General features: G+C 50.7%; 16 protein-coding genes. 12 read left to right on the top strand and 4 right to left on the bottom strand.

Annotation, left to right across the window (positions count from 1 at the left end):
- Positions 1-117 precede the first annotated feature (117 nt).
- A complete protein-coding gene (gene gap / locus OGX92_RS16085) occupies positions 118-1,119 on the bottom strand; it encodes a type I glyceraldehyde-3-phosphate dehydrogenase (RefSeq protein ID WP_003833184.1) in 1,002 nt (333 codons plus the stop codon).
- A 189-nt stretch (positions 1,120-1,308) separates the two neighbouring features.
- Between gap and cybB the strand changes: the two genes are divergently transcribed.
- Positions 1,309-1,839, top strand: coding sequence for a cytochrome b561 (gene cybB, locus OGX92_RS16080; RefSeq protein WP_003833183.1), 531 nt, complete (start codon positions 1,309-1,311; stop codon positions 1,837-1,839).
- A 38-nt stretch (positions 1,840-1,877) separates the two neighbouring features.
- On the opposite strand, the gene OGX92_RS16075 is transcribed toward cybB, so the two are convergent.
- Positions 1,878-2,804 (bottom strand): DMT family transporter, encoded by a 927-nt coding sequence (locus OGX92_RS16075; RefSeq protein WP_063940792.1) that lies wholly within the window; start codon positions 2,802-2,804, stop codon positions 1,878-1,880.
- Between the two features lie 260 nt (positions 2,805-3,064).
- Between OGX92_RS16075 and OGX92_RS16070 the strand changes: the two genes are divergently transcribed.
- From OGX92_RS16070 to OGX92_RS16040, 7 genes are all read left to right on the top strand, one after another.
- Positions 3,065-3,484: a translesion error-prone DNA polymerase V autoproteolytic subunit gene (locus tag OGX92_RS16070; RefSeq protein WP_286586805.1), complete on the top strand. Its 420-nt coding sequence runs from the start codon at positions 3,065-3,067 to the stop codon at positions 3,482-3,484.
- Between the two features lie 2 nt (positions 3,485-3,486).
- Positions 3,487-4,755, top strand: coding sequence for a Y-family DNA polymerase (locus OGX92_RS16065; RefSeq protein WP_003833181.1), 1,269 nt, complete (start codon positions 3,487-3,489; stop codon positions 4,753-4,755).
- 150 nt (positions 4,756-4,905) lie between these two features.
- Positions 4,906-5,952, top strand: a complete 1,047-nt coding sequence (gene ompA / locus OGX92_RS16060; protein ID WP_003833180.1) for a porin OmpA — start codon at positions 4,906-4,908, stop codon at positions 5,950-5,952.
- Positions 5,953-6,138: 186 nt separating this feature from the next.
- A complete protein-coding gene (locus tag OGX92_RS16055; protein ID WP_050542087.1) occupies positions 6,139-6,927 on the top strand; it encodes a hypothetical protein in 789 nt (262 codons plus the stop codon).
- Positions 6,928-7,021: 94 nt separating this feature from the next.
- Positions 7,022-7,297 carry a metal/formaldehyde-sensitive transcriptional repressor gene (locus OGX92_RS16050; RefSeq protein WP_003833178.1) on the top strand — a complete coding sequence of 92 codons (276 nt, stop codon included), beginning with the start codon at positions 7,022-7,024 and terminating at the stop codon, positions 7,295-7,297.
- 32 nt (positions 7,298-7,329) lie between these two features.
- Complete coding sequence (locus OGX92_RS16045; RefSeq protein ID WP_126957613.1) at positions 7,330-8,448, top strand: S-(hydroxymethyl)glutathione dehydrogenase/class III alcohol dehydrogenase; 1,119 nt, start codon at positions 7,330-7,332, stop codon at positions 8,446-8,448.
- Positions 8,449-8,617: 169 nt separating this feature from the next.
- Positions 8,618-10,306: a methyl-accepting chemotaxis protein gene (locus tag OGX92_RS16040; RefSeq protein ID WP_126957611.1), complete on the top strand. Its 1,689-nt coding sequence runs from the start codon at positions 8,618-8,620 to the stop codon at positions 10,304-10,306.
- Between the two features lie 40 nt (positions 10,307-10,346).
- Here the strand turns inward: OGX92_RS16040 and pcaQ are convergent, their stop codons facing one another.
- Positions 10,347-11,270: a pca operon transcription factor PcaQ gene (pcaQ, locus tag OGX92_RS16035; protein WP_003020288.1), complete on the bottom strand. Its 924-nt coding sequence runs from the start codon at positions 11,268-11,270 to the stop codon at positions 10,347-10,349.
- Between the two features lie 231 nt (positions 11,271-11,501).
- Here pcaQ and OGX92_RS16030 point away from each other — a divergent pair, with 231 nt between their 5' ends.
- The 4 genes from OGX92_RS16030 (at position 11,502) to OGX92_RS16015 (ending at position 16,109) form a co-directional block, all read left to right on the top strand.
- Positions 11,502-12,404, top strand: coding sequence for a manganese-dependent inorganic pyrophosphatase (locus tag OGX92_RS16030; RefSeq protein WP_257661962.1), 903 nt, complete (start codon positions 11,502-11,504; stop codon positions 12,402-12,404).
- A gap of 120 nt (positions 12,405-12,524) precedes the next feature.
- Positions 12,525-13,868 (top strand): 2-oxoadipate dioxygenase/decarboxylase HglS, encoded by a 1,344-nt coding sequence (gene hglS, locus OGX92_RS16025; protein ID WP_003833171.1) that lies wholly within the window; start codon positions 12,525-12,527, stop codon positions 13,866-13,868.
- A 193-nt stretch (positions 13,869-14,061) separates the two neighbouring features.
- Complete coding sequence (locus OGX92_RS16020) at positions 14,062-15,717, top strand: glucan biosynthesis protein D (RefSeq protein WP_286586803.1); 1,656 nt, start codon at positions 14,062-14,064, stop codon at positions 15,715-15,717.
- A 167-nt stretch (positions 15,718-15,884) separates the two neighbouring features.
- Complete coding sequence (locus OGX92_RS16015) at positions 15,885-16,109, top strand: HP1242/YdcH family protein (RefSeq protein WP_003833168.1); 225 nt, start codon at positions 15,885-15,887, stop codon at positions 16,107-16,109.
- Between the two features lie 66 nt (positions 16,110-16,175).
- Here OGX92_RS16015 and alr read toward each other — a convergent pair whose 3' ends face one another.
- Entirely contained in the window at positions 16,176-17,402 is a 1,227-nt protein-coding gene (alr, locus tag OGX92_RS16010) for an alanine racemase (RefSeq protein WP_003833167.1), read from the bottom strand.
- Positions 17,403-17,554: the final 152 nt, after the last annotated feature.

Raw genomic sequence — 17,554 nt, 5'->3', positions numbered from 1 at the left:
CCCTCAGTGGCAAAGGTTAGCTATAGCACAGTCAGTGAATCGAAAACGGGGAGAGACTCACAACGTATTGAATTCGCGGGAAATGAAAGAGGGCGGAGGCAGGCCTCCGCCAGAACATTAGAGCTTGATAAATTTATCCAGCGTACGAATAAGCTGGGTGACAAAACCGTATTCGTTATCGTACCAGGCGACGGTTTTTACCAGTTGCAGATCGCCCACTTCGGTAATCTCGGTTTGTGTTGCATCAAATACCGAACCGAAATGCGAGCCAATGACATCTGATGAGACAATCTCCTCATCGGTATAACCAAATGACTCATTATTTTGCGTGGCTTTTTTCAGCGCGTTGTTGACCTCTTCAGCAGTGACTTTTTTCCCCAATATCGAAACCAGTTCCGTAACGGATCCGGTTTTCACCGGAACACGCTGGGCGTGGCCTTTTAATTTTCCGCTCAACGCCGGAATGACCAGACCAATGGCTTTGGCGGCTCCGGTGGTATGGGGAATGATATTTTCTGCCGCAGCCCGTGAGGCGCGCAGATCTTTCCCGCGTGGACCATCAACCAGCGACTGCGTTCCCGTGTAGGCGTGGATGGTGGTCATAGTGCCAAGCTGAATACCGAAGCTATCGTGCAGCGCTTTCGCCATCGGTGCCAGGCAGTTGGTGGTGCACGATGCGACCGAGATAATCCGATCGTTCGCATCCATTGTGTCGTCGTTGACGTTAAAGACAATGGTCTTCATGTCGCCAGCCGGGGCGGATATCAGCACTTTTTTGGCACCTGCATCCAGGTGTGCGTTGGCTTTTTCTGTCGAGGTATAAAAACCGGTGCATTCGATGATTATCTCAGCGCCAGTGGTTTTCCACGGGATATTTTTGGCCTCTTTTTCTGCGTAAACCGCGATTTTTTTACCGTCGACAACCAGCGCGTCTTCGGTAAAGTCGATGCTCCAGGGAAACGGGCCGTAGTTTGAATCGTGCTTTAACAGATAGGCGAGGATTTTGGGCGAGGTGAGGTCATTAATGGCCACAACCTCCACGTTGCTTTTGACTTCCAGTAGCCGACGCAATACCAGACGACCGATACGACCAAAACCGTTAATGCCAATTTTACTCATGGTTTTCTCCTGTCAGGATGAGGCGGTACGACATATTTTCCCTACCAGGCTTAGTCCAGACAGGCATCCTCGGCAATAGCGGTTCTTGCGGTTAAGCGTAAGCGACTGAAAATGGGTGAACAAAAGTTAATGAATTTTTAACAAAAGCCCGTTATGTTGACGCATTATTGTTTTTATTCAGGAAGTGTTATGGGGAATAAGTATTCTGGCCTGCAAATCGGTATTCACTGGCTGGTCTTTTTGTTAGTTATTGTGGCCTATAGCGCCATGGAGTTTCGCGGATTTTTCCCGCGCAGCTATCGTCCCTTATTCAACATGGTGCACGTATCCTGTGGTATCACGATATTAACGCTGATGGTGGCGCGTCTGCTGGTCAGGCTGAAATACCCGGCACCGCCGATTGTGCCGAAACCGAAGCCAATGATGACCGGCATGGCGCATCTGGGGCATCTGGTTATCTATCTGTTGTTTATTGTCCTGCCGATTATTGGGCTGGTGATGATGTACAACCGGGGTAACCCGTGGATTGCATTCGGCATCGTTATGCCGCATGCGGCAGAGGCCAACTTTGATTTAGTGGATATGCTGAAGTCCTGGCACGTGACGCTGGCAAACCTGGGCTATTTTGTTATTGCCCTGCATGCCGTTGCGGCCCTGATGCATCACTATTTCTGGAAGGATAATACGCTGCTGCGCATGATGCCGCGCAAACGCTCCTGAGGTAACGCCCCGCAAATGCGGGGCATTTTTTTAGCCGATTAATTTTCGCAGGGTGGTGCTTTTCGTACGCTTTGAACCTGGGAGACGCGTTTTTTCAGGCTGACGATAGCTAGCGCAACAACAATCAGCACAATACCGCAGCCTTCAACAACACCAGGCTCTTCACCCAGCAACCACCAGGAAAACAGAACGCCACAGACAGGTACCGCCAGCGTACTTAAGCTGGCAATACTGGCTGGTAAGTTACGCAACACAAACAGCCATAAACTCCATGCCAGCGCCGTCGCCAGCACGGCGCTATAAGCTAATGCCCAGAAAACGACAGGTTGCCAGTCTGGAGCTCGCTGTGGAACCAGCCAGGCCACCAGGCTCATCACCAGCGCGGCATACAGCATCTGCCATGCGGTCAACCCTAACAGATCGATATTCGGATGGCGGGTATACATTCGCTTGGCGACAATCGCGCTGGCCCCCCAACTGATCCCAGAAAGGATCGCCAGTAGCGCGCTTTGCATTGAGGCAAAGTTCAGTTGCCATGGCTGTAAAACCAGCAATAATCCCGCAGCTGCCACGGCAATGGCGAAATACTGTAAACGCCGCATGCGTTCACCGAGGAAAATGGCGGCCATAATCACCACCCAGAATGGCATGGTATAACTCAGTATGGCTACTTTACCTGCGCCGCCGCTGACTAGCGCCCATTGTGATAATCCAACCATGCCGCATGTTTGTAGTAAGGCGATCGCTAACGTATAGCCGAAAGGTGTCGGGCGCATTCCTCGGCCACGCAGTAACAGAACGATGAATAACAATAATGCGCCAAAAGAACAGCGTAGTGCGGTGAAGTCGAACGCGCCGATGTAGTGCGTGACCTGTTTCATCGCGATCCAGCTGTAGCTCCAGATGAGCGTTAAGGTGATGAGGCCGCCAATGGCCAGCGGATGACTTTTCCCTGCGGTGGTCATAATGTGTCCGTTTTAATGATTTTAGTACGCCACTATACGCGCTTTAAGGGCACCGTAGTCGTTATCATTCCGGCTGAGTACATGTTGCGAAAATTTGTACTTTCTTCTGTGGAATAAAACCGAAAATTATTTTTCCAGACAGCATAAACGCTTACCGGCAAGATGATTAAACAACGCTCAGTTCGCCACGTCTGTCACTTGATCACTGTCCTCATTAAAACTACTGTATATAAATACAGTTATATGAGAGGCAGATTATTATGTTGTTTTTCCAGCCAGTTGAACACCCCGAAATCAAACACTTCCCGCTATTTAGCGATCTCGTGCCCTGCGGTTTTCCTTCTCCGGCGCAGGATTACGTTGAGAAACGTATCGATCTTAACGACCTGTTGGTGCAGCATCCCAGCGCAACCTATTTTGTTAAATCGTCTGGCGACTCCATGATGGGGGCAGGGATCGGTGCTGGCGACTTGCTGGTAGTCGACAGTGCCAGAAAAGCGGCCCACGGAGACATTGTGATTGCTGCTATTGAAGGCGAATTCACCGTTAAGCGCCTGCAATTGCATCCGGTGGTGATGTTGAGGCCAGAGAACAGCGCCTACGCACCGATCATGATCGGCAGCGAGGACACGCTGGATATATTTGGCGTGGTGACATTTATCATTAAATCCGCGGGCTGATTATGTTTGCGCTGGTGGATGTTAATTCGTTTTATGCCAGTTGTGAATCGGCATTCCGACCGGACCTGAAAGGTAAACCCGTTGTTGTTCTTTCAAATAACGATGGTTGTGTCATTGCCAGTAGCGCGGAAGCGAAGGCGCTTGGCGTCAATATGGGAGCACCATACTTCAAACAGAAAGATCTGTTCAGGCGCTGCGGCGTGTTCTGCTTTAGTTCGAACTACGAGCTGTATGCGGATATGAGTAGCAGGGTAATGTCGATTCTGGAGGAGCTGTCTCCGCGCGTGGAAATGTACAGTATCGATGAAGCCTTTTGTGATTTAACCGGCGTGCGAAACTGCAGGGATCTTACAGATTTTGGTCGTGAAATCAGAGAAACCATTTTACAGAAAACACGCCTCACGGTTGGGGTCGGTATCGCCCAGACCAAAACCCTGGCCAAGCTGGCGAACCATGCTGCCAAAAAGTGGCAGGAACAGACTGGCGGGGTGGTGGATCTCTCGAATATTGAGCGTCAGCGTAAGCTGATGGCTGCGCTCCCGGTTGATGAAGTCTGGGGTGTCGGACGCCGTATCAGTAAAAAACTGGACGCCATGGGTATTAAAACAGTATGCGACCTGGCGGATACCGATATTCGCTTTATCCGCAAACATTTCAACGTCGTGCTTGAGCGCACTGTGCGGGAATTGCGCGGTGAACCTTGCCTGGCGTTGGAAGAGTTTGCGCCAGTTAAGCAGGAGATCATTTGTTCAAGATCGTTTGGTGAAAAACTCACGGATTACAATGCGATGAGAGAGGCTATTTGTACCTATGCTGCACGTGCTGCGGAAAAATTACGCAGAGAGCACCAGTTCTGCCGGTTTATCTCTACGTTTATCAAAACCAGCCCATTTTCCCTGAATGAACCGTATTACGGTAACAGCGCATCGATAAAACTGCTGACACCAACCCAGGATAGTCGGGAAATTATAAGGGCGGCCACACGTAGCCTGGACGCAATATGGCGAGAGGGACAACGTTATCAAAAAGCAGGGGTCATGCTGGGCGATTTTTTTAGCTCAGGCGTTGCACAGTTGAATCTTTTTGATGACAACGTTCCACGGCATAACAGCGATAAGCTGATGGCCGTTCTGGATACACTCAATGCTGAAAAGGGTAAAGGAACACTCTATTTTGCCGGACAAGGTATACAACAACCGTGGGCAATGAAGCGAGATATGCTTTCACCGCGTTATACAACGAGATATAGCGATTTACTGCGGGTGGGATAGCCATTGTTATCGTAAATAAGCGTCCAGAGCGATTCTAAAACTGTCCAGAAATAAATAAAAAAACGATTATCAGCCGCCATTAAAAATTTTATTGTAGCGCCGACTAACAGATAACTAACTGACAAACGGCAAGTCTATAATAGGAAATTTATGAAAAAGACGCTTATTACACTCATTATTGCAAATGCGCTGACCGCGACTACGGCATTTGCCGCAGCGGATGCGGGAACCTGGTATGCTGGTGGGAAATTTGGTTGGTCACATTACTTTGATACCAGCGCAAGCCAGCAAACGGGGGCCAATGGTAATAAATATGGTGATGTTGGTTTTGATAGCGATAACGTCGGTGGCGGGGTCTTTACAGGCTACCAGATTACTCCATGGCTGGCAGTTGAAGGCGGCTATGATTATTTAGGTAATATGCAATTCAACGGTAAAAATGGTTCTTCTGGTTCTCAAATGAAAAGCCAGGGTCTGCAATTGTCGCTGAAAGCAAGTTATGGTTTGACTGCTGATTGGGATATCTACGGTCGTGCAGGGGCAATGGGATATCGCGCGGAGTCAGATATTAAAGGCAATAACCGCTTTGATACTGGTGTGCGTCCGGTTGTGGCTGTTGGTACGGAATATGCCTTTAACAAGAACTGGGCTGGACGCGTGGAATATCAATGGGTGAGCAATGTGGGTAATGAAAACCAGATTGGCGTATCAAGTGATGTTAGTTCCGTTACCGCTGGGTTGTCATATCGCTTTGGCCAGCATGACGACGCGGAGGTTACGCCTGCACCGGCAGTTGCCGCAACTCCTGCGCCTGAACCTCAGCGTTTTAACTTAAAATCTGATGTGATGTTTGGTTATGATTCAGCAGCATTAACCCCAGAAGGGAAAGCGGCGATTGCGCAGTTATACCGAAATCCCGGTCTGCAACCGGCCAAAGACAAAGCGACCGTTGTTATTGGCTATAGCGATCGCACCGGAGCCGCAGATTATAACCAGCAACTGTCAGCCCAGCGCGCTCAGGCTGTTGCCGATGAATTAGTCGCGTTAGGCATGCCGGCTGCAAATATTACTGCACAAGGATATGGTTCGAGTGATTCTGTCACGGGATCCAGTTGTGATGGGCAGACCGGACAGCAGCTGATTAATTGTCTTGCTCCAGATCGCCATGTCGTTGTTGAGATCACTGATAAGCACTAAATCGGTGTACAAAAAGCCCTCCTCATTATCGAATGGGGAGGGCTTTTTTATTCGCACAGTGAACTATCATTAACTGTGACAATTTAAAGATGTTAGAGCGTAATCATGTTCATAGAATCGTTAGTTTCGAGAGCTAAAGGTAAATTATGGCGTTATTTTCTGCCACGGTTTACTCTGAAAAATCATGTGGATGATCAAGTATATAATTACTATGGTGTTTATTTTTCGGATGTAAAACAAGAAAAATATCAGCTTGTGAGTCTAAGAGGCAAAAATGTTGTGCTTGAAAAATGGCATGCTGAGCAGCACGCCTATATGGAGAAAATAAACCTTCCACTCAATGATATTGAAAAAATGAATGTTGAGATTATTCATTGGAGAAAGCAAGGTCCGTTAAGGTTTAATTCGATTTTTCTTTTTGCAATAAATTATTTTACGCGTATTGCTTATGTAAAAAATGCTCTGACGAGAGCAAAAAGCAATCTCTTTTCTTCATTCGCCAGTAACAAGGCGTTGAGTGGACTTGATCGTATAATGTTGCTACAGATGCTGGTGAACGAATATGTACATCAATCGCCAGAGAAAACTCACACTGGAGTAACATGTGATGAGGTTATTGATCTATTGTACGGGACGCTTTGGTATAAACATATCAAGAATGAAGATTTCAGGAGGAAGGTCTTTCTGCTGCTCCAGTCACTTGTAATTACAGAGGATGTCAGATTTAGTGATGAAAAATATTATATTCAGGGCAAGGCTATTTCAACAATTGTTTCATGGGAATCTGAAGATAAACGGGAAAAGCAGCAGATCAGGATCCAGAAAAATATTAGTCGTTTGATGCTTGTGATTACCGCGTCCACATTGATGATCACCCTGGCGATACTGGCTCAGGCAGGCCTTATTAATCTACATAATCTTTGGGTGCATCTGACACAGTTAAAACCAATCAGGGTGTTGTTCAAACTAATATAATAAAAATCAATGCGTTAACATAATCAGTAATCATATATTTTACAGCCAAATAACAAATCTGATAGTATACCCCCCTATAGTATCTGGAGGGCGTATGCCGCATTCACCTGAAGACAAGAAACGCATTCTCACCCGTGTACGCCGTATTCGCGGTCAGGTTGATGCGCTTGAGCGCGCACTGGAGTCCGGCGAACCGTGTCTGGCTATCCTGCAGCAAATTGCCGCCGTGCGCGGTGCATCCAATGGCCTGATGGGCGAAATGGTTGAGATCCATCTGAAAGACGAGCTGGTCAGCGGGGAAACTACGCCAGATCAGCGTGCCGTGCGCATGGCTGAAATCGGCCATCTTCTGCGTGCTTATCTAAAATAACACCATCACCTCGCAATAATGGGAAGAGACAAATGAAATCACGTGCAGCAGTTGCATTCGGCCCCGGCCAACCGTTAAAAATTGTCGAAATCGACGTCGCACCGCCAAAGAAAGGTGAAGTGCTGGTTAAAATTACCCATACCGGCGTGTGCCACACCGACGCCTTTACGCTCTCTGGCGACGATCCGGAAGGCGTATTCCCGGCGGTACTTGGCCATGAAGGTGGTGGCATTGTGGTTGAAGTAGGCGAAGGCGTTACCAGTCTGAAACCGGGCGATCATGTGATCCCGCTGTACACCGCAGAGTGCGGCGAGTGTAAGTTCTGTAAATCGGGTAAAACCAACTTGTGCCAGGCCGTACGTGCGACCCAGGGCAAAGGTCTGATGCCGGATGGCACAACGCGCTTCTCGTATAACGGTGAGCCGATTTATCACTATATGGGCACCAGCACCTTCAGCGAATACACTGTTTGCGCGGAGATCTCTCTGGCGAAGGTTAACCCGCAGGCCCCGCTGGACAAAGTGTGTCTGCTGGGTTGTGGCGTGACCACCGGTATCGGAGCCGTCCATAACACCGCAAAAGTGAAAGAAGGCGACACCGTAGCCGTATTTGGTCTGGGCGGTATTGGTCTGGCGGTCATTCAGGGCGCGGTGCAGGCGAAAGCCGGGCGTATTCTGGCCGTTGATACCAATCCGGAAAAATTTAAGCTGGCAGGTGAGATGGGCGCGACCGACTTCATCAACCCGAAGGATTACGACAAACCGATTCAGGATGTGATCGTCGAACTGACTGACGGCGGTGTGGATTTTAGCTTTGAATGTATCGGTAATGTTAACGTGATGCGCGCAGCGCTGGAATGTTGCCATAAAGGATGGGGCGAAAGCATCATCATTGGCGTGGCGGGAGCAGGACAAGAGATCAAAACGCGTCCATTCCAACTGGTTACCGGGCGTGTCTGGCGCGGCTCCGCATTTGGCGGCGTGAAAGGGCGCACTCAGCTTCCTGGCATGGTTGAAGATGCGATGAGTGGGAAAATTCAGTTGGATCCGTTTATCACCCACCGTTTACCGCTGGAGCAGATTAACGAAGCGTTCGATTTAATGCATCAGGGTAAGTCCATCCGTACCGTTATCCACTTTGGCGATAACTGATTCATTGGCCAGCGGATTTAACCGCTGGCACTTTCCTGAATTTTTTAGAATTATGTTGTGAAAGTGTGACGAATCCGGCGCTTTTCAAGGTAAGTAAACTTCCCGGATTGCCGATGACTATCTAACGGGCGTGTTTTCACGCATAAACCCTACAAGAGAGTCGACGGTCATGGACAACACTACATCGATGCAAGCCCAGCATAAACTGGGCTTTCTGCATCAAATCCGGCTGGTTCCGCTGTTTTCCTCCATTCTCGGTGGCATTCTCCTGCTGTTCGCCCTAAGTTCTGGGCTGGCAAGCTATTTTCTTATGCAGGCCGATCGCGATCAGCGCGACGTGACCGATGAGATTCAGGTCAGGATGGGGTTATCTAACAGCTCTAACCACTTACGCACCGCACGTATCAATATGATCCACGCCGGCGCGGCGAGCCGTATCGCCGAAATGGATGACATGAAGGCCAATATTGCCGAGGCCGAAAAACGGATCAAGCAGTCGCAGGACGGTTTTAACGCGTATATGTCGCGTGCGGTAAAAACGTCTGCTGATGAAGCGCTAGATGCTGAACTGAGCGCCAGCTTCAAAGCCTATACCGACGGCTTACAGCCCATGCTGAAGTACGCTAAAAACGGCATGTTTGAAGCGATCATCAACCATGAAAATGAACAGGCCCGACCGCTGGACTCTGCTTACAATAAGGTATTGTTAAAAGCGATCGACATTCGTACCGCAAGGGCGAACCAGTTAAGCGAGCAGGCGCATCAGCGTACACAACTCGGCATGGCTTTTATGCTGGGTGCATTCGTTCTTGCGCTGGCGCTGACCGTAATGACGTTCATTGTTCTGCGCCGCACGGTCATTCATCCTCTGTTACGCGCGGCCAAGCGTATTGAGCAAATTTCCGCGGGCGATCTGACGATGCAAGATGAACCGACCGGGCGTAGCGAAATTGGTCGCCTGAGCCGTCACCTACAGGCAATGCAACGATCGTTGGGGAAAACGGTGGGCACGGTACGTCAGGGCGCGGAAGAAATCTACCGCGGTACCAGTGAGATTTCGGCGGGTAATACCGATCTGTCTTCACGTACTGAACAACAGGCCGCAGCGATTGAACAAACGGCAGCCAGCATGGAAGAGCTGACCGCCACGGTGAAGCAAAACGCCGACAACGCGCATCACGCAAGCAAGCTGGCGGAAGATGCGTCCGGCAAGGCCAGTCGGGGCGGTCAGATGGTTTCTGGCGTGGTGAAAACCATGGGCAATATCTCAACGAGCTCGAAGAAAATCTCCGAAATCACAGCCGTGATTAATAGCATTGCTTTCCAGACCAATATCCTGGCGCTGAACGCGGCGGTTGAGGCGGCGCGGGCAGGAGAGCAGGGGCGTGGATTTGCAGTGGTGGCCAGTGAGGTCCGTACGCTGGCAAGCCGCAGCGCTCAGGCGGCAAAAGAGATTGAAGGATTGATCAGCGAATCGGTCCGACTGATTGATCAGGGCTCCGGAGAAGTCGTCGCGGCGGGCAATACGATGACGGATATTGTCGATGCGGTAAAACGCGTCACCGACATTATGTTAGAAATTGCGGCGGCTTCTGATGAGCAGAGCCGGGGCATCGTACAGGTGAGCCAGGCGATATCAGAAATGGATAAGGTTACGCAGCAAAATGCCTCGCTGGTTGAAGAAGCATCGGCTGCGGCGGCGTCTCTGGAAGAGCAGGCTGCACGCTTAACGGAAGCCGTTGGCACGTTTCGTTTAACAGGAATAAGCGCGATTAAACGCGCTTTCGTGACCACTACGCCTGACCCTTCACGTCCGCAGACGGCAACGGCCAGTGGCGATAACTGGGAAACGTTTTAACAATAAATTAAGGGACCTGATGGTCCCTTAATTTTTGGTATCAAAACGGTACGGTTTTGCGTATTGCGGCGATAAGGATCTGCGCGGCCTGAGAGAGTTGCACATCGACACGGGTAAGAATACCGATGGGTTCGCCCGCCCCGTGGGTAGGTATCGGCAACGAAACCAGCGTCGCCTGGCGTAAATCTTCTCTAACCGCGCCTGAAGGGACAAACCACACATAGTCGTAATCAACCGTCAGCTGGCGGGAAAGCGATGCTGACAGTGTTTCAATGCAGCCTGGCGGCATTTTACAACCCTGACTTTGCAACAATGCTTCTGCGTGCTGGCGAGGTGCGGTTCCTTTTGGCGAAACCACCACCGGCCACTCCATTACCCGACTTAACGTGATGGTTTCCTGCAACAGCGGATGGTTAGGGCGCACGACCAGTTTAAGTGATTCCAGAAACAACAATTCATAATTCAGACCGACCATCAATTCTGGATCGGCCATGCGACCAATGCCAAGGTCGATTTCCCCGGATTTTAAACCTGCCAAAATCATCGGATTGCTCATGGTGGCAACCTGTAGCGTGGTCTCCATTTGCTGCTTGTGGAAAGGACCAATTACCGCAGGCAAAATACCCAGTGCTGCGGTGGGTAAGGCCCCAATCCGTACTACATCAGTCTGCGACTCTTCGCGCTGATTTAACGCTTGTCCGGCGGTGTTGAGCGCATCCAGCACTCTTACCGCGTGGGTAAGAAACTGTTCTCCGGGCAGCGTTAACTGCGCGCCAAGGCGGCCACGCTCAAAGAGCCGGGTCCCGGTCAGTTGCTCCAGTTCATTTAGCGTTTTGGAGAGAGCCGGTTGGCTCAGGTTAAGGGTCTCAGCCGCGCGCCCCAATGTTCCCTGCTGTGCAACGGCGACAAAAGTATGAAGGTGGCGCAAGCGAATGCGCTGATTGAACAGAACATTTTTTTCCATAAGCGATGTTAAAAACAGAGCCGTATCGGTGACAAGTAAAGTTGTTTGTTTTTGATAACCTGATAGCAAAATATTATTAACATTTATCATGTTTTACTTACAACTGATTTATTTTGCTTATGTTTTGTACAGCATTGCTGGGGAGTGGGATCATGGAAGGGAGTATGTTCAGTCGTTATACTTTGGTTATTGTTTACTTTTGAACGATTTCTCTTCACAAGGCACTGATGAATGATACATGTAATAGGGCACCTTAATCCCGATAGCGATGCCATCTGCACCGCCGCAATGACGGCACGTTGGCTTAGTTTACGTGGCCGGCAGGCGACGGCATGGCGTTTGGGCGAGCCTAACCGCGAAACGCAGTTTATCTTTGAACATGCGGGGCTGACGATGCCTGAACGGTTGACGTTTGAACTGACCGATCGTGATGTCTGGCTGGTCGATTTCACCGAGCCTGCCCAGGGGCCGGAATCGTTGACTGAAAGTAACGTGGTGGGAATTATCGATCATCACCGACTTGGTGGGCTAGTCACCCGTCTGCCACCGGAAGTGTGGGTGAAGCCCGTCGGCAGTAGCGCAACCCTGTTGTGGCAACTGATGACGGAAGATGAACGCAACCAGCTATCTTCCGCTGAAGCTGTTTTACTGCTCGGCGCCGTATTGAGTGACACTGTCACGCTACGTTCACCAACGACCACCTCTGACGATCGTCAGGCGGTTGATGCGCTGGCCCAAAAAACCGGAGTGGATCTTGACGCTTTCAGCCGCGACCTGCTGTCAGCCAAAACAAGCGTGGAAGGGATGAGCGCCCGCGAACTTCTGCAGAAAGACATTAAAACCTTCACCATCCATGGACATTCAGTCTGTGTAGCGCAGCTTGAACTGTATGCGCTGCAACAGGTGGATTCGGTGCTGGACGATCTCCGTCAGGAAATGGCGAGCTATGCAGAAGAAAAGAATGCTGCGTTAGTCGTGCTGATGCTCACTGACATCAATCTGGGTGACACCAGCCTGTGGTTTGCTGGATCAGAACTTTCAGACATCCCGCAGCCTTGCAAGGTAGAAGGTATGCTTAGCCGTAAAAAACAGATGCTGCCCTGGCTGGAAAGTCATTTGAAACCACGCCAGTAGGTACTGTTCATCTTTTGTATGGGTGGGAAGTTTACGCGGGGTCACACTTTGTAAATTCTTCCCACCGGAGTCAGCGGCGTTTTCTACACTCCAGGTAATATTCACTGGAGGCATGACATTATGGCGAACACCATCACGGCAGATGAGATTCGGGAACAATTTTCGCAGGCAATGTCAGCAATGTACCAGCAGGAAGTCCCGCAGTACGGCACGTTGCTGGAACTTGTCGCTGATGTGAATCTGGCGGTACTGGAAAATAATCCGACGCTGCATGAAAAACTGGCGAATGCGGATGAACTGGCCCGGCTAAACGTTGAGCGTCATGGCGCCATTCGAGTGGGTACCGCGCAGGAGCTTTCTACGCTGCGCCGGATGTTTGCCGTTATGGGCATGTATCCGGTGAGTTATTACGATCTCTCCCAGGCGGGCGTCCCAGTACATTCCACAGCCTTCCGTCCCATCGACGATGCCTCGCTATCGCGCAACCCGTTTCGGGTATTCACCTCGTTATTACGGCTCGAACTAATCGAAAACGCCGCGCTGCGGCAAAAAGCCGCTGAGATCCTCGCGAAACGCGATATTTTCACCCGCCGTTGCCACGAGCTGCTGGATGAATTTGATGCGCAGGGCAGTTTTACAACTGAACAGGCGCAAGAGTTTGTGCATGAAGCGCTGGAAACATTCCGCTGGCATCAGCACGCCACGGTCGATGAAGAGACCTATCACGCATTACATAACGAACATCGGCTGATTGCTGATGTAGTGTGCTTCCCCGGTTGTCATATCAACCATCTGACACCGCGAACGCTGGATATTGACCGGGTGCAGTCGATGATGCCGGAATGCGGCATTGAGCCCAAAATACTGATTGAAGGGCCGCCGCGCCGCGAGGTGCCCATTTTATTGCGTCAGACCAGTTTCAAAGCGCTGGAAGAACCGGTGTTGTTTGCCGGTGAAATGCGCGGCACTCACACGGCACGTTTTGGTGAAATCGAACAGCGCGGCGTGGCCCTGACGCCGAAAGGCAGAGCGTTGTACGACGAATTGCTGAATAAAGCGGGAACGGGGAAAGACAATCTGACGCATCAGCTACATCTTCAGGAGGTGTTCAAAGCCTTCCCTGACAGCGAATTCCTGCTGCGCCAGCAGGGGCTAGCCTGGTTCCGCTATCGTCTGACGCCATCGGGTGAAGCGCATCGGCAGGCGATTCGCCCGGATGACGATCCGCAGCCGCTTATTGAACGGGGCTGGCTGGTTGCGCAACCCATCACCTACGAAGATTTTTTACCGGTGAGCGCCGCAGGAATTTTCCAGTCCAATTTGGGTAATGAAACACAAGCTCGCAGCCACGGAAATTCCAGCCGCGACGCGTTTGAACAGGCGCTGGGTTGCGCGGTTTATGATGAGTTTGCGCTGTATCAGGAGGCTCAAGAGCGAAGTAAACGTCGGTGTGGTTTACTTTAATGGAATTTACATGGGATTCGGTCTGTTCCCATCGACATAAAATATTTTCGATTTTGTACAGATAATCGGCGACCAACAATTGGATTATTAATGAATTTTGTCTAGAGTGAGCGGTCAGAAATGTGCACTCTCTTGCCGCTGATTTTGACCGGCGCGGGACCATTTACACGACCAGAAGGACTCACTTTCAGGCATGAATCGCAGACGATTTATTAAAGGTTCAATGGCAATGGCCGCCGTGTGCGGAACCAGTGGTATTGCATCACTCTTTTCCCGCGCCGCCTTTGCGGCAGAGTCTGACATTGCAGACGGAAAAACCGTACGTTTTGATTTTTCCGTTCTGCAATCGATGGCCCATGACTTAGCACAGAAACCCTGGGGCGGCGCACCGCGCGCGTTACCGGATACGCTGGCAAAACTGACGCCGCAGGCCTACAACAGCATTCAATATGACGCAGAGCAGTCTCTGTGGAACAACGTTGAAAACCGTCAGCTTGATGCGCAGTTCTTCCACGTGGGAATGGGTTTTCGTCGTCGTGTACGCATGTTCTCGGTTGATGGTAGTACGCATATGGCGCGTGAAATTCACTTCCGTCCGGAACTGTTTAAATACAACGACGCGGGTGTGGATACCAAACAACTGGAAGGGCAGACTGACCTCGGATTCGCTGGATTCCGCGTGTTTAAAGCGCCAGAACTGGCCCGCCGCGATGTCGTTTCTTTCCTGGGCGCCAGCTATTTCCGCGCCGTGGATGACACCTATCAGTACGGTTTATCGGCCCGTGGTCTGGCGGTAGATACCTACACCGACAGTAAAGAAGAGTTTCCTGATTTCACCTCTTTCTGGTTCGAAACGGTTAAACCGGGCGCAACCTCTTTTACCGTGTATGCGCTTCTCGACAGCCCAAGCGTAACCGGCGCATTCAAGTTCGTGATCCACTGCGAGAAAACGCAGGTGATTATGGATGTACAAAACCACATCTATGCGCGCAAAGACATCAAGCAGCTCGGCATTGCGCCGATGACCAGCATGTTCAGCTGCGGCAACAATGAGCGTCGGATGTGCGACACTATTCACCCGCAAATCCATGACTCAGAGCGTCTGGCGATGTGGCGGGGCAATGGCGAGTGGATCTGCCGTCCGCTGAATAACCCGCAAAAGCTGCAGTTCAACGCCTATACCGATAACAACCCGAAAGGGTTTGGCTTGCTGCAACTCGATCGCGACTTCTCCCATTATCAGGACATCATGGGCTGGTATAACAAGCGCCCAAGTCTGTGGGTCGAACCGCGCAACCAGTGGGGCAAGGGGACCATCGGTCTGATGGAGATCCCGACGACCGGCGAAACGCTGGATAACGTTGTCTGCTTCTGGCAGCCGGACAAGAAGATCAAAGCCGGCGATGAGCTGGAATTCAAATATCGCCTGTACTGGAGCGCTCAACCGCCGGTGCGTTCACCGCTGGCTCGCGTGATGGCGACCCGGACAGGTATGGGCGGCTTCCCGGAAGGATGGGCACCGGGCGAGCATTACCCGGAAAAATGGGCGCGTCGTTTTGCCGTTGACTTCGTTGGTGGCGATCTAAAAGCGGCTGCGCCGAAAGGCATTGAACCGGTGATTACGCTCTCCAGCGGTGAAGCGAAACAGATTGAGATCCTCTACGTGGAGCCTATCGACGGTTATCGCATTCAGTTTGACTGGTATCCGACTTCTGACTCAACCGATCCGGTAGATATGCGTATGTTCCTGCGTTGTCAGGGTGACGCCATCAGCGAAACCTGGCTGTATCAGTACTTCCCGCCAGCGCCGGATAAACGTCAGTACGTTGACGACCGCGAGATGCGTTAATCACGCCCTTTACGGCTCTCCTGATGGGGAGCCGTATCTGCATTCATCCTCGTAACGACTCTGTACACTATTTACTCGATCCTGTTCGCATTTTTCTGTATAGCAAATGGGTACTCTGTGGGTGTGTATTTCTTATACACGTTCTTGTCCACTAACAGGGAGAAAGTATGTTTCCAGAATACAGAGACCTTATTTCCCGACTGAAATCCGAGAACCCTCGCTTTCTGTCCTTATTCGAAAAACACAACAGCCTTGATCATGAGATCTCCAGACTGGAAGGTTCGGATGGTCGGGGGTATAGTTTGGACATTGTTCGTCTTAAGAAACAGAAACTCCACCTGAAGGAAGATCTGCTCAAAATATTGCAAAAAGAGAGTGTCAGTGAGAGCTAAGTAGAACGGCGCTTGCTGTGTAAAAGGGCTTCCTGCGAGAAACGGAAGCCCTTCCTGTTTTAGGTGTTAATCGACCATCACGCGTTTGTTCGTCGCCCCCCAGAGGATCGACATTTCAGTGAACAACGCGCCGCTAATTTCTTCGACTTCTTCTGCACTAACCTGCGCATTTCCCTGTTTACCGAACAGCACCACTTCATCACCGGATGCAACCTGCGGCAAATCGGTTACATCGACGATCACGGTATTCATGGATGTTTTACCCAGTACCGGAACCCGCTGGCCGCGGATCAGCACGTGCCCCGCATTACTGAACACACGGCGATAACCATCGGCATAACCTGTCGGGATATTGGCCAGAACGGAATCACGTTTAAGGGTATAGGTTCTGTCATACCCGACGGTGTTTCCTTTGGGGTAATGGTTTACCGACGCGATGGCAGATTTAAACGTCATGACGCGTTTGTATTCGGTGCTGGCGATGGTATCGCCATAGAAAATACCGCCAACACGCACCATGTCGAGCCAGGATTCTGGAACGGTCAGGGTAGCGAACGTATTCGCGACATGCAGGGTGACATCTTCGCGCTTAAGCCCGGTAATTTTCAATACCTGGGCTGATTGCGTATTGAAACGAGCCAGATCGCGTTTTACCACTGCCGCATCTTCTTCCGGGAAATGCGACATGATGCCGACAATTTTCAGGCCGGGTAATGCGGAAATAGCGCGTGCTTCTTCCAGACCTGCGGCGGTACTGACTTCCAGACCGTTACGCGACATACCGCCAGAGTTCAGCGCCAGATGGATACGAATAGTTTTACCTTTCTCCTGAGCGATTGCACTTAGACGCTTAGCCATATCCAGATTACCGATAAGCTCTTCGGTATCGAAATCCGCCGCCTGGCGCATCTCTTTTTCCGTCGCGTTACGCACGCGCATGAGCTGCGATGTATAGCCTGACTGGCGAACGGTACTGATTTCCTCGTTACTGGCGATGCCAATACATTGCACGCCGTTTTGCATCATCACCGGCGTTACCAGTGAGAGATCGTGGCCGTACGCGTCGCCTTTAAGAATGGCGCACATCCGGGTTTTATCTCCCAGCAGTTGCTGAACTTTATGGATGTTATATTCCAGCGCGCTGCGGGAAATTTCCAGCGTGGTATTATCCACAACCTGTTGCTTATTGACCGCAAAGGGAACGGGGCCTGCTTGCGTGGTGGAAACAGGTTGGTGACAGGCGGTAATCAGTAAAAGCGGAATAAGTGCTAAACGACCCAAAGGTGCTGCCATGCTTGCTCCTTAGCAATAGAATGAAAGTGTTATTGTCATCATTACGGTCTATCCATGAGGGGATACCCGGATCACCAGAGTAACGGGTTCCACGCCAGAGATTCTTTCTAAGTGATTGCTGTTACAGCATAAAAATAAGACATCCTCGGTGC

The organism is Citrobacter sp. Cpo089 (assembly GCF_030332695.1).
Taxonomy (GTDB): Bacteria; Pseudomonadota; Gammaproteobacteria; order Enterobacterales; family Enterobacteriaceae; genus Citrobacter; species Citrobacter portucalensis.
Note: the sequence above shows the minus strand (reverse complement) of the source record. Positions and strands in the feature narration are given on the sequence as shown.